The following is a 23,351-nucleotide window of genomic DNA, read 5'->3' as shown; positions in this document are numbered from 1 at the left end:
CAACAGTAAGGGAAGTCTGTGGAGTCAGTTTTTCGCCAGAAATGGCCGGTGGTCCTGTTGACCATCGGCCTCTACCCCGCTTTCACCGTCGGCGTTCGCGCTGACGACAACCTCGACAGCAGCTTGCGCAGCATCAGCCCGTCGCAACTGCAACAACCTGCAGGCAATGACAATCGTCAGCGCCCTGCCCCTGCTTCAAAAACGGCCGCCAACGCAGATACGTTGGGGCTGGAACAAGCGGTCAGGCTCGCCGTGGACTGGCACCCACGCATCGGCGAAGCCATCGGCACCCTGTTCCAGCAAGGCGAAGGGGTCAACGTCGCCGAGTCCGGCTATTACCCGCAGGTCACCGGCGGCATCAAGGGTGGCTACACCAGCGGTTACGGCAGCGATGCCGGCAGCCAGTCGGTGAACATTTCCCTCAAACAGATGCTGTATGACTTCGGCAAGGTTTCCAGTTCGGTCGACGCCGCCCGCGCCCGGGTGGCGCGCAGTCAGGCCGGGATTCTGCTGGCGATCGACGACATCGCCCGCGACACCGCCAGAGCGTACATCGAAGTGCAGCGTTATCAGCGTCTGCTGGAGGTTGCGCGCGAGCAGATTCAGGGCATCGGCGGCATCGTTGACTTGGCCAGACAGCGCAGCGACATGGGCGCCAGCACCCGCTCCGATATGGTCCAGGCGCAATCCCGCGCAGAAGGCGCGACGGCGACGTTGCAGGAATTCAAGGCGCAATACGCACGCTGGCAAGCGACCCTGACCAGTCTGCTCGGACGACGCACGCCGCCAGCAGTCAGCGACGCCGCCGCGCCTACGCTAACCCAGGCCTGCGACGCCTCGCAGATCTCCGACACCCTGCCCGCCGTCCTCCAGGCCGCCGCGCAACGCACTCAGGCCCAGGCCGAGCTGGCCCAGGCCAAAGCCGAGGCCTACCCGACCCTGTCGCTGCAACCGTCGGTCAACCAATATCTGGACGACCATTACGACGATCAGAACTCGCGAGCCGATCGCACTCAGGTCGGGATCTTTCTCAATCTCGAAGTGCCGATCTACCAGGGCGGTGCGATCAGTGCGCGCAGCCGCGCCGCCGGGCATGCGCTGACCGCAGCGGACTCGGCCGAAGACTTCGCCCGTCTGCAAGCGCGCCAGGGTCTGGCCGAAGCCCAGGCGCAAACCTCGGGTCTGAACCGGCGGCTGCGCTCGCTGGAATTTCGCCAGACCAGCATCACCGAGGCGCGCATGTTGTATGGCCGCCAGTACCTGGAACTGGGCACGCGACCGCTGCTCGACCTGCTCAACGCCGAGCAGGAAATCCACCAGTCGCGCTTCGATCTGGTCAACACCCAGGCTGATCTGCAACGTCTGCAGATCGACTGCTTCTACAACAGCGGTGCGATTCGCCGGGTCTTCGGCATCGACCACAGCGCCATCCAGAATGTCGAGATCCTGCCATGACCGATGTCAGCATCACTGTCCCCGAACCCGCCGCTGCCGAAGCTCGCGAAGATTATTCGCCATGGCTGGAAGCGGTGCTCAAGGTCGCCCGCCACTATCGCCTCGACGTCTCGCCGGAAAGCGTGCGCCTGGCTTCGGTGCACAGCGAAGGCCGCGTCGAAGAAGTGGTTCGGCACATGGCGCGGCAGGCCGGTTTAAGCGTGAAGTTCGCGGTTTTCGACAACAAGAGCCTGAGCCGCTGGCGCACGCCGCTGGTGGTGCAACTGCGCGATGGTCAGGTCGGCGTGCTCGAAAGCATCGGCGAGACCGGCGAGCTGGGCATCTGCTTCAGTGGCGACCAGGGTTTGCAGAGCCGCATGGACGCCACCGCGCTCGCCGAGCAAGCCCTGCGCACGGTGATTCTGCGTCCGACGCAACCGGTGGCGGACGTGCGCACCAACGATTACATCAAGCCCTACGACGAGCACTGGTTCCGGCGCATCGTCCTCACCGATCTGCGGCCCTACAGCCAAGTGATGATCGCCTCACTGGTGGCCAACCTGCTGGGCATGGCCGGGGTGCTGTTTTCCATGCAGGTGTACGACCGGGTGATTCCGGCCGAGTCGCTGCCGACCCTGTACGTGTTGTTCGGCGGGGTGATGCTGGCGCTGCTGTTCGATTTCGTCATGCGCATTCTGCGTCTGCGCATCACCGATGTGCTGGGCAAGCGCGCCGATTTGCGCGTCTCCGATCTGGTCTTCGGCCACGCCCTGCGCCTGCGCAATTCCGCGCGGCCGAAATCCACCGGCTCGTTCATTTCACAGTTGCGCGAGCTGGAGCAGATCCGCGACCTGATCACCTCCAGCACCGCCACGGCGCTGGCGGACATGCCGTTTTTTCTGCTGTTCCTGCTGGTGTTCTATTTGATCGGCGGGCCACTTGTGTTGATTCCACTGGTGGCGTTGGTGTTCATGTTGCTCCCCGGGATCATCGCGCAACCGCGTCTGGCGCGACTCGCCAATGCGTCGATGCGTGAAGCGGCGCTGCGCAACGCCATGCTGGTGGAAAGCATTCAGGGCCTCGACGACATCAAGGCGCTGCAGGCCGAGCAGCGTTTCCAGCAACAGTGGAATCAGTACAACGCCGCCTCGGCGGACAGCAGCCTGCGCCTGCGCACCTTGACCAACAGCCTGGTGGCGTGGACGCAGAACGTACAGGGCGGAGTGTTCGCGGTGGTCATTGTGTTCGGCGCGCCGATGGTGATTGCCGGCGACCTGACCACCGGCAGTCTGGTCGCCGCGTCGATTCTGTCGTCGCGGATGATGGGGCCGATGGCGCAACTAACCCACGTGCTCACGCGATGGCAGCAGGCCAAGGTCGCGCTCGAAGGCTTGAACCGGATCATGCAGATGCCGGTGGATCATCCCGAAGGCAGTCAGCGCGTGCACTTGCCGGCGATTCGCGGCGACTACCGCATGCGTCAGGCCAGTTTTCGTTACAGCGAGGAATCGTCCCCGGCGCTCAACAACATCGACCTGAGCATCCGGCCCGGCGAGCGCATCGCTCTGCTCGGCCGCAACGGCGCCGGCAAGTCAACGTTGCTGCAAGCACTGGGCGGCGCGATGGATCTGAGCAGCGGTGAAACCACTCTGGACGGCATCGCCCTGGCACATCTGGATCCGGCCGACCTGCGCCGCGATGTGGGCTTGTTGTCGCAACAGGCGCGACTGTTTCACGGCACCTTGCGCGACAACATCACCCTCGGCGCCGGTCAGGCCAGCGATCAGGAAATCATCGCCGCGTTGACTGTCACCGGTGCGCTGGACTTCGTTCGGCAGCTGCCCAAAGGCATGGATCACCTGGTGCTTGAGGGCGGCCTGGGTTTGTCCGGAGGTCAGCGTCAAAGCCTGTTGCTGTCACGCTTGTTGATCCGTCAGCCACAAGTGCTGTTGCTCGATGAACCGACAGCCGCGCTCGATGACGTCACCGAGCGTTTGCTGCTGGAAAAACTCGCGACCTGGACCCAGGGCCGAACGCTGGTGGTCGCCACGCACCGGGTCAGTGTGTTGCAACTGGTCGAGCGGATCATCGTCCTCGACAACGGCCGCATCGTCATTGACGACCATCGCGACGCGGCACTCGCGCGGCTGCGCGCACCGGGCAAAGGAGTGGCGGTATGAAGCCGATGATGACCGACGTGCCGGATCCGACGTCCTACCTCGATGGCCGCGATGAGCGCGCTCTTGCCGGTGGCGCAAAGGTGATCTGGGGTTGCGCGCTGATGCTCGCCTGCTTCATTGCCTGGGCGGCGTGGTTCGAGATCGTCGAGGTTTCGACCGGTACCGGCAAAGTCGTGCCGAGCTCGCGCGAGCAGGTGATTCAGTCGATGGAGGGCGGCATTCTCGAGCAGCTCAATGTCAGCGAAGGCGCTTTGGTCGAGCGCGGGCAGATCCTCGCGCAACTGGACCCAGTGAAGAACCAGTCCAACGTCGGCGAAAGCGCGGCCAAGTACCGCGCGGCGCTGGCCAGCGTCAACCGCTTGCAGGCCGAGGTCAGCGAAAAGCCCCTGACGTTTGACGCCTCGCTGCAAGAGTTTCCTGATCTGATCCGCGCCGAAACCGAGCTCTACCAGACCCGGCGCAAAGGTCTGGCGGAAACCCTCGACGGCATTCAGAGCTCGCTGAAACTTGTACGTAGCGAACTGGCGATCACCGAGAATCTGGCGAAGATCGGTGCCTCGAGCCGGGTCGAAGTGCTGCGCCTGACCCGTCAACGCTCGGAGCTGGAATTGAAGGCCACCGAAGCCCGCTCCGATTACATGGTCCGCGCCCGCGAAGACCTGGCCAAGGCCAACGCCGAAGCGCAAATGCTCGAAGCGGTGATCCGTGGGCGCACCGATTCACTGTCGCGCCTGACCCTGCGCTCGCCGGTGCGCGGCATCGTCAAGGACATCGAGGTCAGCACGATTGGCGGCGTCATTGCGCCCAACGGCCAGGTCATGCAGATCGTACCGCTCGATGAACAACTGCTGATCGAGACGCGTATCTCGCCGCGCGACATCGCCTTCATTCACCCAGGCCAGGCGGCGAAAGTGAAAATCACCGCCTATGACTATTCGATCTACGGCAGCCTCGACGGCGAGGTGGTGACGATCTCGCCGGACACGATTCAGGACGAAGCCAAGCCGGAGATCTTCTACTACCGCGTGTTCATCCGTACCGCTTCGGATGAACTGCGCAACAAGGCCGGCAAACGCTTCGCCATCGTCCCCGGGATGATCGCCACGGTGGACATTCGTACCGGCGAGAAAACCGTGCTCGACTACCTGATCAAACCACTCAACCGCGCCCGCGAAGCGTTGCGCGAACGCTGATCAGCGGCTGGCCAGTTTGGTCGCTGGTGGCGCTGTGGGGGTGATGCTGGCCTGATAGCGCGACCACTCGCGATTGATCTCCGCGTACGGCAAAAAGATGCTTACGCGCGGTTGATCGAGCAAGTCCTTGCGCTTGAGGCGGCTGACATCATCGCGGGTGAGAAACGCCACGTTGATGCCAACCACTTTGCCATCGGCAGAAAACACCGGCCCGCCGGACATGCCTTTGGCCAGCGCGCCATTGTGGGTGCCGTAAAGCACATTGCCCTCTTTGACGTCGAGGCGAACCATGGCCGGCAACGCCTGGCCGGTGCCCTTGACCGACATGTACAGCGAATTGAAGCCCACCGAAGTCAGCTCTTCGCCCGGCTTGTAGCCGCGCCATGCCGGCACGCTATTGGCCTTGTGGCGGAAGAACTGTACGTCTGCCTGCCCTTGGAAAACCGTGCCCGACAAGTAAGGAATGTGCTTCACCGTCACGGCGAAGTCTTCATTCCATTGCACAGCCGAACCCATCAGCACGTAAGGCAAAGGCGCGCCGGAGTGGACGACAAAGGCTTGGTCTAAAACAGGATCCTGAACATAAGCGACTGGCATTCCATTGCACCCGCTGAGCAGCAACGACGCTGCAACAAGTGACTTGAGGGGGCGCATTTTCGGTACATCTTGAGGTGAGGAAAGGTGCTGCAATATGTCATTGCGCCATCACTTTTAGCAATAGGCTCAGCCTACCGCTTGTCGGCGTGCGATATAGTGAGTTAATGATTGGATCCAAGTAGCGAGGTTGGGGCGATGGTCGTCATCGTCCCCTCTCAGAGTCAGATTTGCGCCTGACCACCGTCGACAAACAGCTCGATACCGTTCACAAAGCTCGAGTCGTCCGAGGCGAGGAACACAGCGGCAGCGGCGATTTCTCCCGGCTCGCCGACACGCCCCATCGGTATCTGCGACGCCATGTAATCGAGCAAACCCTGTTGCTGTTCAGCGTCCGGACCGGCCAGCCCCACCAGCCCCGGGGTTTTGGTTGCGCCGGGACTGAGTGTGTTGATGCGCACGTTGCGACCCTTCAAGTCGAGAATCCAGCTGCGCACAAATGCCCTGACAGCCGCCTTCGACGCGGAATACACACTGAACGCCGCCGTGCCGGAACTGCCCGCTGTGGAACCTGTGAGAATCACCGATGCGCCTTTGGCCAGCAGCGGCAGGGCTTTCTGCACGGTGAACAGCACGCCTTTGACGTTGCGATCAAAGGTATCGTCGTAGTGCGCCTCAGTGATCTCGCCCAATGGAAGCATCGACCCACCGCCGGCGTTGGCGACAAGCACATCGAGGTAGCCTTTCTCGGCACCGATTTGCTGGTACAGCGCATCGAGCTGTTCGAGGTTCGTCGAGTCAACCTGAACGCCTTTGGCGTTGCCGACCAGGGCAACGGCGGCATCGAGCTCAGCCTGACGACGGCCGGTAATGTAAACGTAAGCGCCTTCTTCGGCGAAGCGCTTGGCCGTGGCAAGGCCAATACCAGTGGTGCCGCCGGTAACCAGTGCGATTTTGCCTTGAAGTTTGCCAGTCATAAGTCTTCTCCAGAACGTGAATACAGCCAGTCAGCGTTGGGTTGCGCGTTGGGCAAAGCTTATCGACGCTGTAGACCTTTCAAAATAGACTTGTCTGAAACTCATCGTTGCAGAATTGAAATGAGCAAACTGCCTGATTTTGAAGGTCTGGCGATGTTCGCCAAAGTCGCGGAGGAAGGTTCGTTCGCTTCTGCCGCACGGGTCATGGGTGTTTCGGTACCGACGGTGTCGCGCGCGATAGCGCGGCTCGAAGAGCGCCTCGGCGGTCGCCTGTTCAACCGCACCTCGCGGCAATTGGCACTGACTGAGTTCGGTTCGAGCATGGCGGCCAAAGCCGGGGACATTTACCGGCAGGCCGAGGAAGTCGAGAGTGAAGCCCAGGACCTCTCGGTGCAGCCGCGCGGACAAGTGCGCCTCGCCGTGCCCATGTCTTTCGGTTTGCGCTGGATCGCGCCGTTGTTGCCCGAACTGCTGCGCCGATTCCCCGAGCTGTTTGTCGACCTGCATTTGCACGACGCCTCGGTCGACCTGATCGCCGAGGGTTTCGACGCCGCGTTGCGTATCGCCGCCCTGCCCGATTCATCGCTGGTCGCGCGTCGACTGTGCGCCGTGAGCCAGTTGCTGGTGGCGTCTCCCGGCTACCTGGAAACTCATGGACGCCCCGCGCACCCGCGTGATCTGGCGACGCGTTCGTGCCTGAGTTACGCCTACCGTGCGCGTACACAAGTCTGGCGCTTCACCCACGAGAGCGGCGTCGAGGAAGATGTCGTGCCGAAAGGCCCGTTGCGCGTGACCAATTCCGATGCGCTGCTGCCGGTGTTGCTCGAAGGGCTGGCGATCGCCGAACTACCGGAATTCATCGCCAGCGAATACCTGGCCGATGGGCGGCTGGAAGTGTTGCTGCCGGAGTGGCACATGACGCGCGGCGGCCTGTATTTCGTGACGCCGTCTGCACGCAGTCGGCCAGCGAAAATCCGCGCGCTGTCCGACTTCTTTGCCGAGCATCTGTCAGAGCCGGTGTGGCGCTGTGATCCGGCCCACGCTTCGTACTTGCTCAAATGAACGTTCGTCGGTGCGCCTGAGGACCGCACGGGCAATCCGGAAAGTGCGTGCTAGGGTGTCTAGCCCAAGCACGTTTCAATCCAGGAAAAATGAGGAGGATTCATGCCACTTCATCCCATTCTGTTCATGGGCGGCTCCGGCGCCATCGGCCATCAGACGGCCCGCGCATTGCGCGCGGCGCATCCCGACGTCCCCTTGCTGATCGGCGGACGCGACCTCGCCAAGGCTGAGCAAACCGCCGAGCAAATCGGCAATGCCCAGGGTGTGGTCATCGATGCTCGCGCAGATGATCTGGGGCTGGGTGATCGCCCGGTCAGCGCCATCGCCCTGTTCTACATGGACCACGCCCTCGCCGGGCTGCGCTTTGCGCAAAAGCGCAAGGTGCCGCACTTGAGCATCTCTTCCGGCGTGTTCGAAATCGCCCCGCAGATCGCCAGTTTCATGCACACGCCTGACGCGTCGCCCATTGTCCTCGGCTACGAATGGATGGTCGGTGCCACCACCGTGGCAACGCTGCACCTCGCCAAGGCATTCGCCCGCGTGCACGACATCCACATCCATGCACTGGTCGACGAACAGGACGGCGGCGGCCCGACCGTGGCCGTCGATTTCGAACACCTGAACAAAATGCTGCCCGCCGCGCTGACCCGCCGTGACGGCGAATTCATCTGGCGTGAAGGCGACGACGCCAAGGTCAGCTTCCGCGCCGTCGACGGCACGACCCTGCAGGGCGCCGGCTTTTCCTCGATCGACGTCACCGGCCTGGCCGTCGCCACCGACGCCCCGAACGTCGAGTTCAACCTCGCCAGCGGCGTCAGCTCGACCCGGCGTCAGGGCCGGCCGATGTCGACGGAAATACTCATCGAACTTGAAGGCACGGATCACGATGGCCAGCCATTGCGCACCCGCCACGCCGTAGTTCACCGCGCAGGTGCAGCGGCGTTGACCGGGCTCAGCGTGGCCATGCTGCTGGAGCGACTGGTTGGGCTGGATGGGCAAGTGCCGGTAAGGCCGGGGCTGTATTTTCCGTATCAGTTGCTGGAGGCACAGGTGTTTTTGCAGCGATTGAAAGAGGACGGTGGGGAGTTGATCGAACTACTTGAGTGAGACGGCGCACAGGTCACTCGACACTTGAACTGCTCGTTTGAGAGAGTACCGGTGCTGCCCGCCACTGCTCGCAAGGATTGATTGCCATGGATTGCATCCCCACGCTTTACACCCGCCGCTTGATCCTCACGCCGCTGCAACTGAGTGATGCAGCGGCGGTGCAACAATTGTTTCCGCAATGGGAGGTCGTGCGCTATCTCGACAGCCGCGTTCCGTGGCCGTATCCGGACGACGGCGCGCTTGTTTACGTCCGCGATGTCGCGCTGCCCGCGATGGCTGCCGCAAAGGAATGGCACTGGATGATCCGCACCCGCGTTCAGCCCGAGAGCTGCATCGGCAGTATCAGCCTGTTTGATCAACCGGGTAACCATCGAGGCTTCTGGCTCGCCCCACAGTTTCAGGGCAACGGCTACATGCGCGAGGCCTGCAAGGTGATCAATGCCTACTGGTTCGATACGTTGATGCGCCCATTGATGCAGGTGCCCAAGGCCGCCGCCAACCGCGCTTCGCGCAAGATTTCCGAAGATGAAGGCATGCGGATGGCTGAAACACGGGACGGCCAGTTTGTGTCGGGGCCGATGCCGGTGGAGGTGTGGGAGATCACGCGCAGCGAATGGCTTGCCGAAGAAACAAACCGGTCAATTGATTGTTAGAGCCGATCAAGTGCTCAATCTTGCGTATATGCTGCTGTCTGCAAAATCAGGACGAGTACTCCCCAAACGTTCGAGACAGTAGAAATGATCTCCGATCCAGGAACACCAACGCTTGATCAACTGAAAGTATTTCTGACGGTTGTAGAAGTGGGCAGTTTTGCCGCTGCGGCCAGAAAACTGCATCGCGCGACATCGGTGGTGAGTTACTCCATTTCCAATCTGGAGATGCAGCTCGGGGTTTCACTGTTTGACCGCAAAACCACGCGCAAACCGCAACTGACGGAGGCAGGTCGAACCGTCCTGGCTGAAGCACGCACTATTACCAACGGCGTAAATGGGCTGCGCGCAAAAGTCTCCGGTTTGCTGCATGGGCTTGAAGCAGAAGTTCACCTCGCGCTCGATGTAATGCTCCCTGCCGAGCGAGTAGTCGATGCGTTGAGGACCTTCAGGGAAGAATTTCCCACAGTCACTCTGCACTTGCACATGGAAGCCTTGGGGGCAGTGACCCAACTGGTGATGGAGAAGAAAGCTGGAGTCGGCATCAGCGGTCCGCTGGACATTGGCCTGGACGGCATCGAGCGCATCGGCGTGGGCAGTGTTCAATTGATACCGGTCGCCGCGCCTGCACACCCGCTTGCAACCGAGTGTTCCAAATCCCCTGGCGCTGCCAGAGAGTTTGTTCAATTGGTGCTATCGGATCGTTCAACGCTTACGGGTGACAAGGACTTTGCCGTCGTGAGCACTCGCACTTGGCGACTGGCGGATCTGGGCGCCAAACACATGCTTCTCAAAGAGGGCATCGGATGGGGGAATATGCCGGTGCCCATGGTTCAGTCTGACCTGGACGAAGGACGCCTGGTCGAGCTTGATATGCCCGACTGTAAAGGCGGCACCTATGCCTTCGATGCGATTTATCGAACCGACTCGCCGCCCGGTCCGGCTGGGCAGTGGCTGATCAAGCGGTTCGGCGAACAGCTCTTGCCGACGTAAGCAATTCAGGGAAAAGAGCAAAAATCCGACAGCCTGAGCAAGGCTGCCGGAGAGATGCATGTCAAAAAGCAGGAAAGTTGAATTGTCGAAAGCGACTGACAACAACTGTTTATCCTCTTTTGATCCCCGGAGGCGCCATGACCGCATTTCGAAAATCCGACTTCCCTTTGAGCGAGGTTCGCCAGCATCTGGAAACCGGCCCCATCGTCCTGGTGACCTCCGCCTGGCAAGGTGAAACCAACATAATGACCATGGGTTGGCACATGATGATGCAGTTCTCCCCCGCCCTGTTTGGCTGCTACATCTGGAGTGCAAACCACAGCTACGAGCTGATCCACAACAGCCAGCAGTGCGTCATCAACGTGCCCACCGTCGAATTGGTGGACCAGGTTGTTGCCGTCGGCAACAGCAGCGGTGGCGCCATCGACAAGTTTGCCCAATTTGACCTCACAGCCGCCCCCGCAGAACGGGTAAAGGCCCCGTTGATCAAAGAGTGCTACGCCAATTTCGAGTGCAAGCTGTTCGACTCCAATCTTATCGGCGAGTACGGTCTGTTCGTGTGGGAAGTGGTCAAGGCGCATGTGGCTACGTCGGTGAAAAACCCCAAAACCCTGCATTACCGCGGGCAGGGGAAATTTATGGTGGCGGGCGAAACCCTGGATTTGCGCGATCAATTCCGCCCACAGAATCTGTAATACGACACTAATAAAAAAGCCGGAATGTTCATTCCGGCTTATGCGTCAGCGCTCGGGATATAACACCATGCCCGCGTGGTACAGCACGTTATCTCGAAACTCTCCGTCTGCGGTAAAGCCAGTATCGTCCACATACTCGATGTGGTCGCCTTCCAGCCAGTAGCGCCCTTGATAAGCGCTTTTTTGCCGACCGCGAGCCTCGTCATATCGCCCTCCTGGCAGCAACTCATGGCGAATATGACCGTCGGCTGTCACCCACATGCCAACGTACTTGCCCTGATCGCCGGCTGGATTTGCCGTGGCGTTTTCTTGCGCATCAGGGGTTACGCGAATTTCGACATCGGACATTTTAGAACTCCTGTTTTCAGATCATAGTTTCCTGCCGTTCAGCAGGATTTGAAGCAAGAGTAAAAAGTCGCGGCGCGGTGCCGTTATGCAATTCCTGCGCAGGTTTTGCCCAATGCTCCAGGCGCTCGCAGAACGTCTAAGCGAAGGACTACGCGAACTTCTGCAAAGGAGAGAAGGCCCGCGCATCTTTCAGCGCCCGTGCCCACCAGGCCAGCTGGATCAACAACTGCGCCATCGAAACCCGTGCTTGCGCAAAGTGCTCCAGTCCGAGGCCTTGTTCGAGACGCTCGGCAATCTCAGCGAACTTCACATAGCCACCAACAGGCATGGCCTGCAGCTTCAACAACTCGCATCCAAGCTCGTCGACCTCATCCTCCCCGCCGGTCGTGGTGCCATAACCAACAAATGAACAAGGTCGTCCCTGGAGGTGTTCAGGCCAGCGCGCCATCAAGACTTTCAATCCATGCTGGTAACCAAGGTGACGTGCGGGCACCAAGACGATATAGGCATCTGCTGCCGCTAGCGCTCTCAAGCACACTCGACGACCGGGTTGTTCCGAAAAATCGTCTATAAATCTCAGGTCAAACGGCTCTACCACGCTCAACGCAAATTCGCTGCGGTCTTGCACCACGGCGGTAATCCATTGCACCAACGCCGTGTCTACGCCGTTGGACTGGTTGCTGTTATGGATCAGTACTAATTGCAGTGTGTGAGTCATTTCAGCCTCCGAGCAGCTATCAACTTGGCAATGTTCTACGGTTAGAGAAAACAACGTGACAGCAAGAGCGCGATGGTTGGAAGTGGCCACTTCTTTGCTTGCAAAGTCGGCAACCGTTCCATATCGCGTTGGCAAAATATTAGGCGCGCGAAATGGTAGATAAACAGCCCGTGCCCAGGCACACGATTTATGACGTGAGTTCACATGCGACGACTGGATATCAATTGCTTCGCCGAGATGAGCGTGTTCGTTAAAGTGGTGGAACGCGGAGGTTATTCAGCGGCCGCAAGAGCTTGCGCGATAACCCCCTCTGCCGTGAGCAAGCTCATGACGCGCCTGGAAAGCCGTCTTGGCGCACGTTTGCTGAACAGGTCCACGCGCAAGCAACTGCTGACGCCAGAAGGAATGGCTTTTTACGAACGCAGCGTTGCCATACTGGCCGATCTTGACGAAGCGGAACGCGAAGCATCTGCCAGTTCTGCACCGCAGGGAGTGGTCAGAATCAGCTCTAATGTGGGTATCGGCCGCCAGCTTTTTCTTCCCATCATCAACTTGTTCATGAATCAACATCCTGGGGTCAGCGTCGAACTTTTCCTCACCGATGAGGTGGTCGATCTCATCGAAGCACGTGCGGATATCGCCATACGCACCGGAGCGCTCAAGAACTCCAACCTTGTGGCGAAACGACTCGGGCAATCCAGAGGGCTGATCGTAGGATCTCCTGACTACCTGGCGGCCAAGGGCACTCCGCTGGTGCCTCAAGACCTTGCCGATCACAACTGTCTGGGTTTCACCTTTTCGCCTCCCGCCATGGAGTGGGCCTTGCTCGACGAGAGCGGCGAGCAACGTATGTACCCGGTAAAAGGCAATCTGCGCGTCAGCGATGGCGACGCCTTGCGTGAATTGACGGTGCTGGGCGCAGGGCTAGCCAGGCTGGGGTTCTGCCAGGTTGCAGATGACCTGGCTGCCGGAAGGTTGGTTTGCGTCCTGCAACCATTCGTGCCTGCAAGCGTCACGGAGATTCATGCGATTTACGTCGGCCAAGGCGGACATCTGCCCGCACGCGTAAGAGCCCTGATGGATTTCCTCGCCGCCCATTTGCATGTTCATTGAACCGCAACGCGGGCAAAGGGCCGTTCCTTCAATGCATAGGCCAGCACAAGAGCCGCGGGCAAAGCAGCGCCCAGTAGGCACAGCCCTTCCCAGCCGACATACCGAATACCGAAACTTGCAACTGCGGAGCCAATAGCGCCGCCAACAAAGTTGATACTGATAAACACCGCGGTAATCCGTGAGTTGGCTGCGGGGGCCAGTTTGTAGATGACCGATTGATGGGTGATCTGCAAGCCCATTACGCCAACGTTCAAGGCCATTGCGGCAGCGATAATTATCCAGAGCCCTGTCGCCGCAAAGCTCAGCACTGCCCAGGCCAGTATCATCAACGAGGCCAACCCGAATGCCAGCGCGTGCCGGTAGCCATGATCACAGAGCCGGCCAACCACACCGGGAATCAACGCGCCAGTCACTCCCGTGAGCCCGATCAGTCCGATGCTCGAAGTCGAAAAATTGAACGGCGGTTGCGACAACAGTATTGGTAATCCAGTCCACAACATGCTGAAGCTGGCCATTCCCAGCGCACCGTAAAGCGCCCGGCGAGCAAGCGCTGGGTACTCGAGGATGAGTTGCCACAACGAGCGCATCAACTGCTCATAACGCACGGGCTGGCCTCGGCGCTCGGGCTCGGTTGGCAAGGTGATTCTGAGCAGCATGAGCAGGATCAGCGCCGCGCACCCGGCGCTGGCGTACACCAAGCGCCAACCTGCCGCGTTGCCGATACCGCCGGAGACCAGCCACGACAGCGGTATCGCGAGCAAGGCCCCGGTCATCACCACGCCGATCACTTGACCGCGCCGATGCTCGGCTGCGATGGACGCTACATACGGCACAATCAACATGGCAGCGGATGCCGTGACTCCACTGATCAACACTGCGGCGCAGAACAGCAAGAAATTCGGGCTGGCCGCAGCCACAAGCAGCGCTAATGCGTTGATGGTAAACATCCGGCTCAGAAGCGCTCTTCTTTCGAGGACGTCACCGAGCGGGACGACCAGCACAATGCCCAGCGTGTAGCCAAGTTGAGCGCAACTCACCAGCAGGCCGGACGTGGCAAGCGGAATACCAAATGCCCCCGTTACCAACGACAGGATCGGCTGCAGATAATAGAGATTAGCGATCATGGCCCCCGCTGCGAATGCGCAGAGCCACATGAAAGGTCGGGACGGGGACGACGAATTCATACAAATACTCCTCGGTAAATGCCGTTCAAAATTGGGCGAGTCAACTCACTCGCCCAGTTTTTCCCGCACCGCGTCGTCCCCGTTAACTCACTCCTCTCAGGTGTTTGCCTGATTCTGTAGCGTCCATGCCATCAGTGCGGGCTTCGCCTGTCAGGCCGTCGGGAAGTCCGCGCCACGGGCGGTAGACTCCCATGCGCTGAACTCGCGGCCCATGGCGGCAAGCTTCGCCTGCGCTGCCTCATAGGCTTCATTGCCCAACAGCAGGCGCGCCGGCGGCGCTGCGCAGGTAACCGCGGCGTAGATCGCCGCTGCCGCCCTGTCTGGGTCGCCAGCTTGATTGCCAACAGATTGCTGGTACGCGCGCATCGCAGCGCCGGCGGTTGCCTGATAATCCTCGGCCACCGTTTGCGCAGCGCCCGAAGACCCCGCCCATTGGGTTCTGAAGGCGCTGGGCTGAACGGTCATCACGCCGATACCCAGTGGCGCAACTTCGGCGCGCAGACTTTCCGACAGGCCCTCAACGGCGAACTTCGTCGCGCAGTAGTGGCCGACCGCTTCGAACCCGACCAGACCGCCTACCGATGTGAGGTTGACGATCATGCCGGTGCGCCGCTTGCGCATGCCAGGCAGTACCGCGCGAATCATATGGGCCGTGCCGAAGTAGTTGACCTCGAACATCCGCCGAACAGCCCCATCGTCGCTGTCTTCTATCGATGAGAAATAGCCGACGCCGGCGTTATTGATCAGCACGTCCACTCGCCCGAAGCGATGCTCGGCCGCCTGTACGACCTGCATCGCCTGCGCCGGATCGGTCACGTCCAGAGGCAGAATCAAAGCGTCGCCGAGGGCGGCCAGATCCTCGATCTGCTGTGTGTTGCGCGCCGTGACCACCACACGCTCACCCTCATTCAGCAGCGCCGTGGCGATGTGGCGACCGAACCCGGTGGAACAGCCTGTAACCAACCAAACCTTAGTCTCGTTCATTGCAGTACTCCTCTAGATAGCGGCGGTTCAGGATTCGGCTGAACCGCGTTCGAGACCAACGTACCGAATCCGCCCCGCCACTGTTATCCGATTAATCCGCGACATTTGCCTGATCCTGCTCCCCAACACACGTCGCTGACCACAGTGGAAGGCCCACTTCGATTTCTGCTGCATTTCTAGTTTTTCGAACCTGATCATCGAAACTTGTCGGCTATTGCGCAAAGCCTCGCGATGACATCATCTGCTCCACAACGGCGCTTCATGGTGAAGCGCTGAAATCAGCGGAATCCACGTCATGTCCCACGCAGCCACAATTTCCAGCGTCACTGCTTCAACGTCTTCCAACCTCAACAGCACCGTTTCCTTGATCGGGCGGATTCTTCTGAGCGCGATCTTCATTCTTTCGGGCCTGTCGAAAATCGCGGCACCGGCCATGATGATTGGCTACATCGGCTCTGTCGGGTTGCCTTTTCCCGAACTGGCGTTGGGCGTGGCGATTGCTGTCGAGGTTCTCGGCGGCGTAGCGTTGATCGCCGGTTATCGCACACGTACCACCGCAGCGCTGTTGGCGATTTTCAGCGTACTGACCGCACTGATTTTCCATAACGCCCTGGCGGACCAGAATCAGTTCATTCACTTCTTCAAGAATATCGCCATGGCCGGTGGGCTCTTGCAGATCGTTTCTTTCGGCGCAGGGCGTTTCAGCCTCGACGCACGTCGCCACTAATCGAATCGCCGGCACGTCCATTCCTTCCGACGAGCCTTGACCATCACAACGGAGAGAATCATGAAAGCGATCCAAGTCGCGCAGTACGGCCAGGCAGAAGCGCTGGAGCTCAAAGAACTTGCGGATCTGAAACCCAATGACGATCAGGTGTTAATCAATGTTGCCGGTAGTGGGATCAATCCAATCGATTGGAAAATCCTCTCCGGTGCCATGCAGCAATTCATTCCTCTGCCACTGCCCTACACGCCTGGCGTGGAAGTCTCAGGCACAGTCGCCGCGGTGGGCAGGAATGTCAGAGACTTTGTCGTTGGCGACAAGGTGTTCGGGTTTATCGGGATTACCGGCGGATATGCTACCCAGGCCCTCTCAACGCCAGATCGTCTGGCCCACACGCCGACAACCCTGTCGTTGCAAGAGGCCGGCGGCGTGCCGGCGGCAGCACTGACTGCTTGGCAAGCCTTGCATGAACACGCCGGGATTCAGGCTGGTCAAAAAGTCCTCATTCACGGCGGCTCAGGTGGCGTGGGCAGCTTCGCAATCCAACTCGCCCGCCTTGCCGGTGCTTATGTGATCGCGACCAGCTCTGCGAAGAACCACGACTATCTGCGTTCACTTGGCGCCGATGAGGTGATTGACTACACCACGGCTAAATTCGAAGACAGCGTTGCTGACCTCGATGCGGTCATTGATCTGGTCGGCGGCGAAACTCAGAACCGCTCATGGAGTGTGATCAAGCGCGGGGGCGTTCTGGTTTCCCCCGTAAGCGCACCCTCTGCACAGAAGGCAAGCGAGCACCGTGTGAGTGGCAAAAATTTCGCCACCCGCTCCGATGGCAGCCAATTGGCCGAGATTGCCGCGCTGTTCACATCCGGCAAGCTCAGCCTTGAGGCTCAAGTGGTACCGCTGACAGAAGTTGTCGACGCGGTTAAACAAAGCTGGGCCGGACACACCCGGGGAAAAATCGTGCTCGATGTCAGCGCTCAGGCCGAATCCTGAACCAGATCGCATACATCGCCGGCAGAAACACCAGCGTGATGATGGTGCCAACAAACGTGCCGCCGATCAGCGTGTACGCGAGCGTGCCCCAGAACACCGAGTGGGTCAGCGGAATGAACGCGAGAATCGCCGCCAGCGCGGTCAACAACACCGGCCGCGCCCGTTGCACTGTCGCTTCGACCACGGCATGGAACGGCGCCAGCCCTTCCTGCTCGTTGTGATGGATCTGCCCGATCAGAATCAGCGTGTTGCGCATCAGAATCCCCGACAGCGCAATCAGCCCGACCAGCGCATTGATGCCGAAAGGCTGGTTGAAGATCAGCAGCGTCGGCACCACACCGATCAAGCCTAATGGCGAGGTGAGAAAGACCATGATCATCGCCGAAATCGAGCGTACCTGGACGATGATGATGAGCAGCGTCATGGCGATCATGATTGGCAGCAACGGCAGAATCGCCTTGCCCGCCTTGCCGGACTCTTCGATGGCGCCCGCCTGTTCAATCCGGTAGCCGGAAGGCAGGTTTTCGAGGATCGGCTGCAACTGCTGGATGATCGCGCCGGAAACGTCCGGCGGCTGCAAGCCTTCGGCGATGTCGCCACGCACGGTAATGGTCGGCGTGCGATCGCGGCGCCGCAGGATCGGGTCTTCCATGCGCACTTCGACCTCGCCGATCTGCGACAACGGGATGCGCTGCCCCGCCGCACCGACCAGGGTGAAGCCTTCGATCTGCGCCGGGTTCAGGCGGATATTGCCCGCCGCACGACCGACGACCTGCACAGAACGGATGTCTTCGCGCACCGCCGTGATCGGCACGCCGCTGAGCAGAAATTGCAACTGCTGGGCGACTGCGCTGGACGTCAGCCCCACTGCCTGCAAGCGGTCCTGATCCAGGTTGAAATGCAGCGTGGGCGTCAGCGGTCCCCAGTCAGTGTTGACGGTTCTCATCATCGGGCTGTCCTGCATCACCGCCCTGACCTGCTCGGCGATGTCGCGCAGCTTCGCCGGATCAGGCCCCATCACCCGGTAGGCCACCGGGAATGGCGAATACGGACCGAACACGATCTGCGTCGCCCGAACCCGCGCCTCTGGAGCAAGCCCTTCGGCCACCGCTTCGCGCAAACGCAACTTCAGAGTTTCGCGGGCGTCCTGGCTGTCGGTCAGCACGACGATTTTGGCGAACGATGGATCCGGTAACTCCGGCGCCATCGCCAGGAAAAACCGAGGCGCACCCTGGCCGATATAGGCGGTGACGATTTTGGCCTCTTCCTGCTTGTGCAGCCAGGCTTCGACTTTGGCCGCCGCCGCGCTGGTCTGCTCGATGGACGTGCCGTAAGGCATCTGCACTTCGATCATCACTTCGGGGCGGTCCGAGGTTGGAAAGAACTGCTTCTTCACCAGCCCCATGCCTGGGATCGCAACAGCAAACAGCGCGACCACCGCACCGGCCACCAGCCATTTCCGGGTAATCACCCACGTCAAAATCCGGCGAAAGCGGTTGTAGCGTGGCGTGTCGTAGATCGCCGCGTGCCCGCCTTCGACTTTCTTGATGTCGGGCAACAGCTTCACGCCCAGGTACGGCGTGAAAGCCACGGCGACGACCCACGAAGCAATGAGCGCGATGCCGACAATCCAGAACATGTTGCTGGTGTATTCGCCCGCCGTTGATTGCGCGAATCCGTTGGGCAGAAAGCCAATCGCCGTGACCAGCGTGCCGGCCAGCATCGGCGCTGCCGTATGACTCCAGGCATAGGCCGAGGCCTTGATGCGGTCGTAGCCCTCCTCCATCTTCACCACCATCATTTCAATGGCGATGATCGCGTCATCGACCAGCAAGCCGAGCGCCAGAATCAGCGAACCGAGGGTGATCCGGTCAAAGTTCTTGCCGGTGGCCGCCATCACCACAAACACGATCGCCAGGGTCAATGGCACCGCCGCTGCGACGACCACGCCGACACGCCAGCCCATGCTGAGAAAACACACCAGCATGACCACCAGCAGCGCGACAAAGAACTTGACCATGAACTCACCGACGGCCGAGTCGATATTCACCGCCTGATCGGTGACTTTCGACAGCGTCATGCCCAACGGCATTTCCCCGTTGATCCTGGCCGTCTCGGCATCCAGCGCCTTGCCCAGATCGAGACCGTTCCAGCCCTCGCGCATGATCACGCCGAGCAATAACGCTTCTTCGCCGTCGTTGCGCACCAGGAAGGTCGCCGGGTCTTCGTAGCCGCGCTCGACCGTGGCCACGTCAGACAGCTTGAGTGTTCGGCCTTGGGCGACAACAGGCGTGTCACGGATTTTCTGTAACGTGTCGAACGCGCCATCGACGCGCAAAAATACCTCCGGCCCTTTGGTTTCGACCGATCCGGCGGGGGTCAGCACGTTTTGATTGTTCAGTGCGGCGAAGATGTCCTGCGGCGACAAGCCCAGCGTCGCCAGCCGATCATGGGAAAACGAAACGAATATCCGCTCGGCCTGCTCGCCGATGATGTTGACCTTCTTCACGCCAGGCACATGCAACAGCCGCTGGCGTAACCTCTCCGCATCACGCACCAGCAAGCGCTGTGGCTCGCCCCTGGCTTTCAAGGCGAACAGCGCGAAGGTCACGTCGGAAAACTCGTCGTTGACCATCGGCCCGATGACACCCGCCGGCAGCCTGATCGCTTCATCGTCGAGCTTCTTGCGTGCCTGGTAGAAGTCTTCCTGCACCTGCGATGGCGGTGTGCTGTCGAGCAACGAGACCACGGTGAATGCCAGTCCCGGACGCGTGTAGGTTTCCGAGCGGTCGTACCACTTCAGTTCCTGCAAACGTTTCTCCAGGGGTTCGGCAACCTGATCCTGCATCTCCTGCGCGGTCGCCCCCGGCCACGCAGTAATCACCGTTAGCTGCTTGACCGTGAACGGTGGGTCTTCCGCCCGGCCCAATTTGAAGAACGACAGGACGCCGGCAACGGCGATGAGAAAAATCAGAAACACCGTGATTGCGCGCTGGCGCACGGCGATAGCTGAAAGGTTGAACCGGCCCTCGCTCATGGACGACTCCCGGCAATCTGGCCATCGTCGCGGGCAAGCAAGCGTACTTCTTCGCCATCGCGCAGCAGATGCGCGCCCAGCGCGACAATCGGTTCACCGACGTTGAGCTGGCCAGCGACACGGGCCGAGTCATCGCTCAAGCCCAGGACCTCCACCGGGCGCCAGCTCACTGTCGCCGGTGTGCCGGCGATGACCCACACGCCGGGGCCTTTGCCCGGGTCGTAGATCGCGGCGACGGGCACCGTCAGCGCCTGTTTTGGCGCAGAACCTTGGGCGATATCAAGGGTGACTGTCGAACCGATCGGCGCATTGGCCAGTTTGCCTTCAAGTACATAGCGCGCTTCAAAGGTGCGAGTCGTGCGGTCGGCCGAGTCGGAAAGCAGACGCAGTTTTGCGCTCACGGTAGCCGACTTATCGCCATACAATTTTGCCTGAGCGGTCGAGCCCGGCGCGGGGCGCAAGGTCTCGGGCAGATGGACGATGGCCTCCCGCTGACCGGCCCGCGCCAGCCGCACCACCGGTTGTCCCGGGCTGACGACTTGCCCGGGTTCGGCGAGGGTTTCCACCACCACGCCATCAGCGTCCGCCAGCAAAACCGCGTAACCCGAGGCGTTGCGCGCTACGTCCGCTTGCGCCACAGCGGCATTGAGCTGCGCCCTGGCGGTGTCGGCTGCGGCTTTGAACTGATCGTAGGCCGATGCCGAAATAGCGCCGGCGGCGACGAGTTTGCGATTGCGCGCTTCGTCACCGGCAGTCTGTATGGCTCGGGCGCGAGCGGCGCTCACCGCTTCTTGCTGGGCTCGCGCCTGAAGGCCGAGGTCGATGGGGTCGAGGCGCATCAGTGGCTGGCCGCGCTTGACCGTCTGACCGGTATCAACCAGACGCTCGAGCACCTTGCCCGAAACGCGAAAGCCCAGGTCGCCCTGCACTCGCGCCGCCACGACACCGGTGAACGATCGGGAGCCGTCTTCTGCAGGCTGCACCGCCGCCGACCTGACAAAGGGCGCCAAGGTACGCGGATCCTGCGCGGTGGAAGAATCCCCGCACGCCGTCAGGGCCAAGGGCAACAAACATACCGCGAGGGGGAAAGGTCGGAGCCGGCGCATGGAATGCCTTTACTGAAAATAGGATGATCATCATATTCTCAGTCTTGTGACCGATATCGTCAACCGTCACCAAATCGCCGACCCGATTTTCCGCGCTGAATCAGAAGCGGTAACTGACGGAATTGCCTAGGCCGCTGGCGCTGTTCTTGTATTTCGCGCTGTACGAACCCTTGCCTGCCGAGGTGTCGTTGATCCCGACGCTCTCTTCCCAGAGATAGGAATAGGCGACGTCGATGGTGACATTTTCCGCAGGCGTCCAACCGGCGCCGACGCTGAACACCTTGCGATCGCCCGTTGGAATACGCGGCCCGCGATTGGTGTTGTTCGCCGGCGATTGATCAACCGAGAACCCGGTGCGCAGCACCCATTGGTTGTTCAACCGGTACGCCGCGCCGATGGCGTGAGCCCAGGTGTCATGCCAGTTCTGTTCTTCGCTGATCGTGCCCAACTGACCGGCGAGCAGTGGCGGCAATCCGCTGTTTTCGATGGTCAGCTCTTTAAAACGGCTCCAGCGCGTCCAGGTGCTGCCGGCATACAGCGTCCAGTCGTTGTTCAGTTGATGGGTGACCGAGAAATCCACCGATTCCGGGGTGTCGACGTCCAGCGACGCGTCAAAGCTGCGGCCGCTGACGCCGAGCACGTTGAAGATGCCATCGCTGAGTTTGCTTTTCGCGTCGAGGTGGTAACTGACTTTTGAGTGATAGGTCAGGCCCAGGCGGGTCTGCTCGGTCGCCTGCATCATGACCCCGGCGTTGAAGCCCAGCGCGGTATCGTCGCCCGTGCTTTTGACTTTGCCGTCATTGCGCCCGGGGCTCAGCGGATTGGCGACCATCCCCGATAGCTCGCCGCTGATGCGGTTGATGGTCGGGCCGAAGCCGATCGACACCTTGTCATTGAAGGCATAACTGATGGTCGGCTGGAACGTCAGCGTGGTGACTTCGCTTTTGTTGGCGTAATAGCGGCCAGCGAAACCACTGCCGTAGTCGGTGATCAGGCCAAACGGCACGTAGAACCCCACGCCGAACGCCCAATGCTCGTCGATCGGTTTGACGTAATAACCCATCGGTACCGTGGTGGTCGGCACCATGTCGCCGTCTTCCTTGCCGCCGAACGTGCTGCGGGTCTGGCTGATATCAGACTTCGCAAACAGCGTCGCCTGCCCCACGCTCGCCTGCTCGCGCTTGAGCCGCGCCATGCCCGCCGGGTTGCCAAAAACGGTGCTGGCGTCTTCCGCCGAGGAAGAGCGACCGGCAAAGCCCGATCCCATGCCGCTGACGCTTTGCTCATTGAGCGCAAAACCACCCGCAAGAACATTCGACGAGGCAAGAACGACAGCCAGCCCCACCGGGCGCTTGAGCATTGTTTTTTTCATTGTGTGGACTCTATGGGTGACTCGGAAATGGAATACCTGAACAGCGGCGGCCATGTTATCCGAGTGACCATATCAGTCAATAGTCACGACTTGGGCAATTCATCCTCTGCCCTGTACAGGCGAGGCGAGATCAGAGGGCGACTGATCCGAGTATTCGGATCAGCAGAGGGTCAAGGCATCAAGCTGCGCAAGATGAGGTTCGAAGTCAGCGTGGGCGCCACTTCGATAAAGTCGAGGTTGTGTTGCAGCATCAGTGGATTGACGAAGGGCCGCAGCGCCAAGTGGATCGATTCGACCGTCTCGTCCAGCGGCGTCCTGCGCTCGAACTCACCGGCCTCGCGCCCTTCGCGGACAATGTCGGTGATAAAGCGCTTGATCTGCGCATCGTAACGCTGCGCACTTGGCCAGTTCTCACCCGCTGCAAACGCGGCAATGTCATAGAGTTTGCGATCGTTGAAGAACAGATTCACACCCGTGGCGATCACAGTTTTCACCAACCGGCGGAAACGCTCGGTGGGCGTTAGTTCTTCCTCGTTTATCGCCTCCTCGACCGCCGCAACGATCTGCCCCAGACAGTTCGCGCAGATGGCTTCGCCAATCGCCTGCTTGGAATCGAAGAATTTGTAGATGTACGCCTTGGAGAAACCGATGGCCTTGGCCAGATCGGACACCGTGGTCTTGGCGTAGCCGTACTGGCTGAAATGCTCGTTGGCCGCCGCGACAATCTGATCACGAATGTCGTGATCGACTGGCCCACGCGGGCCGGGGAAGGATGGGGAAACTGAGGACTGATTCATGTCGGCAGCTTACTCACCCGCCCGCCGACTGACAACGTGTGACACATTTTGAATACCACCACCCATCCACTGTGGGAGCGAGCC

The 23,351-nt window shown here is 60.5% G+C and carries 21 protein-coding genes; 11 read left to right on the top strand and 10 right to left on the bottom strand.

Features of this window, described 5'->3' with window-relative positions; all coding sequences use genetic code 11:
* Positions 1-18 precede the first annotated feature (18 nt).
* The 3 genes from ACZ9BE_RS09345 to ACZ9BE_RS09335 are packed head-to-tail and all read left to right on the top strand — an operon-like array spanning position 19 to position 4,807.
* A complete protein-coding gene (locus ACZ9BE_RS09345; RefSeq protein WP_110645707.1) occupies positions 19-1,455 on the top strand; it encodes a TolC family outer membrane protein in 1,437 nt (478 codons plus the stop codon).
* On the top strand, positions 1,452-3,614 hold the full coding sequence (locus ACZ9BE_RS09340; protein ID WP_315435535.1) for a type I secretion system permease/ATPase: 2,163 nt from the start codon (positions 1,452-1,454) through the stop codon (positions 3,612-3,614). The genes ACZ9BE_RS09345 and ACZ9BE_RS09340 overlap by 4 nt, the downstream gene beginning before the upstream one ends.
* Positions 3,611-4,807 (top strand): HlyD family type I secretion periplasmic adaptor subunit, encoded by a 1,197-nt coding sequence (locus tag ACZ9BE_RS09335; RefSeq protein WP_442101727.1) that lies wholly within the window; start codon positions 3,611-3,613, stop codon positions 4,805-4,807. The genes ACZ9BE_RS09340 and ACZ9BE_RS09335 overlap by 4 nt, the downstream gene beginning before the upstream one ends.
* On the opposite strand, the gene ACZ9BE_RS09330 is transcribed toward ACZ9BE_RS09335, so the two are convergent.
* Together ACZ9BE_RS09330 and ACZ9BE_RS09325 are read right to left on the bottom strand one after the other, a co-directional pair.
* Entirely contained in the window at positions 4,808-5,404 is a 597-nt protein-coding gene (locus tag ACZ9BE_RS09330) for a trypsin-like peptidase domain-containing protein (protein ID WP_150742630.1), read from the bottom strand.
* Positions 5,405-5,625: 221 nt separating this feature from the next.
* Entirely contained in the window at positions 5,626-6,378 is a 753-nt protein-coding gene (locus ACZ9BE_RS09325) for an SDR family NAD(P)-dependent oxidoreductase (RefSeq protein ID WP_460160682.1), read from the bottom strand.
* Between the two features lie 120 nt (positions 6,379-6,498).
* Between ACZ9BE_RS09325 and ACZ9BE_RS09320 the strand changes: the two genes are divergently transcribed.
* The 5 genes from ACZ9BE_RS09320 (at position 6,499) to ACZ9BE_RS09300 (ending at position 10,885) form a co-directional block, all read left to right on the top strand.
* Positions 6,499-7,440, top strand: a complete 942-nt coding sequence (locus tag ACZ9BE_RS09320; RefSeq protein WP_150635584.1) for a LysR family transcriptional regulator — start codon at positions 6,499-6,501, stop codon at positions 7,438-7,440.
* Between the two features lie 102 nt (positions 7,441-7,542).
* Positions 7,543-8,547 (top strand): NAD(P)-dependent oxidoreductase, encoded by a 1,005-nt coding sequence (locus ACZ9BE_RS09315; protein ID WP_476249286.1) that lies wholly within the window; start codon positions 7,543-7,545, stop codon positions 8,545-8,547.
* An 86-nt stretch (positions 8,548-8,633) separates the two neighbouring features.
* Positions 8,634-9,200 (top strand): GNAT family N-acetyltransferase, encoded by a 567-nt coding sequence (locus ACZ9BE_RS09310; RefSeq protein ID WP_252877954.1) that lies wholly within the window; start codon positions 8,634-8,636, stop codon positions 9,198-9,200.
* Positions 9,201-9,284: 84 nt separating this feature from the next.
* On the top strand, positions 9,285-10,190 hold the full coding sequence (locus ACZ9BE_RS09305) for a LysR family transcriptional regulator (RefSeq protein ID WP_024012654.1): 906 nt from the start codon (positions 9,285-9,287) through the stop codon (positions 10,188-10,190).
* Between the two features lie 137 nt (positions 10,191-10,327).
* Positions 10,328-10,885, top strand: coding sequence for a flavin reductase family protein (locus ACZ9BE_RS09300; RefSeq protein WP_056785061.1), 558 nt, complete (start codon positions 10,328-10,330; stop codon positions 10,883-10,885).
* Positions 10,886-10,930: 45 nt separating this feature from the next.
* On the opposite strand, the gene ACZ9BE_RS09295 is transcribed toward ACZ9BE_RS09300, so the two are convergent.
* Together ACZ9BE_RS09295 and ACZ9BE_RS09290 are read right to left on the bottom strand one after the other, a co-directional pair.
* A complete protein-coding gene (locus tag ACZ9BE_RS09295) occupies positions 10,931-11,146 on the bottom strand; it encodes an Atu4866 domain-containing protein (protein WP_056786820.1) in 216 nt (71 codons plus the stop codon).
* A 235-nt stretch (positions 11,147-11,381) separates the two neighbouring features.
* On the bottom strand, positions 11,382-11,951 hold the full coding sequence (locus tag ACZ9BE_RS09290; RefSeq protein WP_016774391.1) for an NAD(P)H-dependent oxidoreductase: 570 nt from the start codon (positions 11,949-11,951) through the stop codon (positions 11,382-11,384).
* A gap of 204 nt (positions 11,952-12,155) precedes the next feature.
* On the opposite strand from ACZ9BE_RS09290, the gene ACZ9BE_RS09285 reads away from it, so the two are divergent.
* Positions 12,156-13,064, top strand: coding sequence for a LysR family transcriptional regulator (locus tag ACZ9BE_RS09285; protein ID WP_056785056.1), 909 nt, complete (start codon positions 12,156-12,158; stop codon positions 13,062-13,064).
* Here ACZ9BE_RS09285 and ACZ9BE_RS09280 read toward each other — a convergent pair.
* Positions 13,058-14,218, bottom strand: a complete 1,161-nt coding sequence (locus tag ACZ9BE_RS09280; RefSeq protein WP_290127650.1) for an MFS transporter — start codon at positions 14,216-14,218, stop codon at positions 13,058-13,060. The genes ACZ9BE_RS09285 and ACZ9BE_RS09280 overlap by 7 nt on opposite strands.
* Positions 14,219-14,398: 180 nt before the next feature.
* Complete coding sequence (locus tag ACZ9BE_RS09275) at positions 14,399-15,232, bottom strand: oxidoreductase (protein WP_056785051.1); 834 nt, start codon at positions 15,230-15,232, stop codon at positions 14,399-14,401.
* A 295-nt stretch (positions 15,233-15,527) separates the two neighbouring features.
* Between ACZ9BE_RS09275 and ACZ9BE_RS09270 the strand changes: the two genes are divergently transcribed.
* Positions 15,528-15,959: a DoxX family protein gene (locus tag ACZ9BE_RS09270; protein WP_082228565.1), complete on the top strand. Its 432-nt coding sequence runs from the start codon at positions 15,528-15,530 to the stop codon at positions 15,957-15,959.
* A 60-nt stretch (positions 15,960-16,019) separates the two neighbouring features.
* A complete protein-coding gene (locus ACZ9BE_RS09265; RefSeq protein ID WP_252887764.1) occupies positions 16,020-16,955 on the top strand; it encodes an NADP-dependent oxidoreductase in 936 nt (311 codons plus the stop codon).
* On the opposite strand, the gene ACZ9BE_RS09260 is transcribed toward ACZ9BE_RS09265, so the two are convergent.
* The 4 genes from ACZ9BE_RS09260 to ACZ9BE_RS09245 all read right to left on the bottom strand — a co-directional run bounded on the left by ACZ9BE_RS09260 (position 16,933) and on the right by ACZ9BE_RS09245 (position 23,267).
* Positions 16,933-19,992, bottom strand: coding sequence for an efflux RND transporter permease subunit (locus ACZ9BE_RS09260; RefSeq protein WP_476249285.1), 3,060 nt, complete (start codon positions 19,990-19,992; stop codon positions 16,933-16,935). The two genes, ACZ9BE_RS09265 and ACZ9BE_RS09260, sit on opposite strands and share 23 nt — an antisense overlap.
* Positions 19,989-21,098 (bottom strand): efflux RND transporter periplasmic adaptor subunit, encoded by a 1,110-nt coding sequence (locus ACZ9BE_RS09255; protein WP_460095534.1) that lies wholly within the window; start codon positions 21,096-21,098, stop codon positions 19,989-19,991. The genes ACZ9BE_RS09260 and ACZ9BE_RS09255 overlap by 4 nt, the downstream gene beginning before the upstream one ends.
* A gap of 100 nt (positions 21,099-21,198) precedes the next feature.
* Positions 21,199-22,470, bottom strand: a complete 1,272-nt coding sequence (locus tag ACZ9BE_RS09250; RefSeq protein WP_476249284.1) for an OmpP1/FadL family transporter — start codon at positions 22,468-22,470, stop codon at positions 21,199-21,201.
* A 170-nt stretch (positions 22,471-22,640) separates the two neighbouring features.
* Positions 22,641-23,267 carry a TetR/AcrR family transcriptional regulator gene (locus tag ACZ9BE_RS09245; RefSeq protein ID WP_122507016.1) on the bottom strand — a complete coding sequence of 209 codons (627 nt, stop codon included), beginning with the start codon at positions 23,265-23,267 and terminating at the stop codon, positions 22,641-22,643.
* Positions 23,268-23,351 lie beyond the last annotated feature (84 nt).

The sequence above is a fragment of the Pseudomonas sp. TE9122 genome (genome assembly GCF_056278925.1).
Note: the sequence above shows the minus strand (reverse complement) of the source record. Positions and strands in the feature narration are given on the sequence as shown.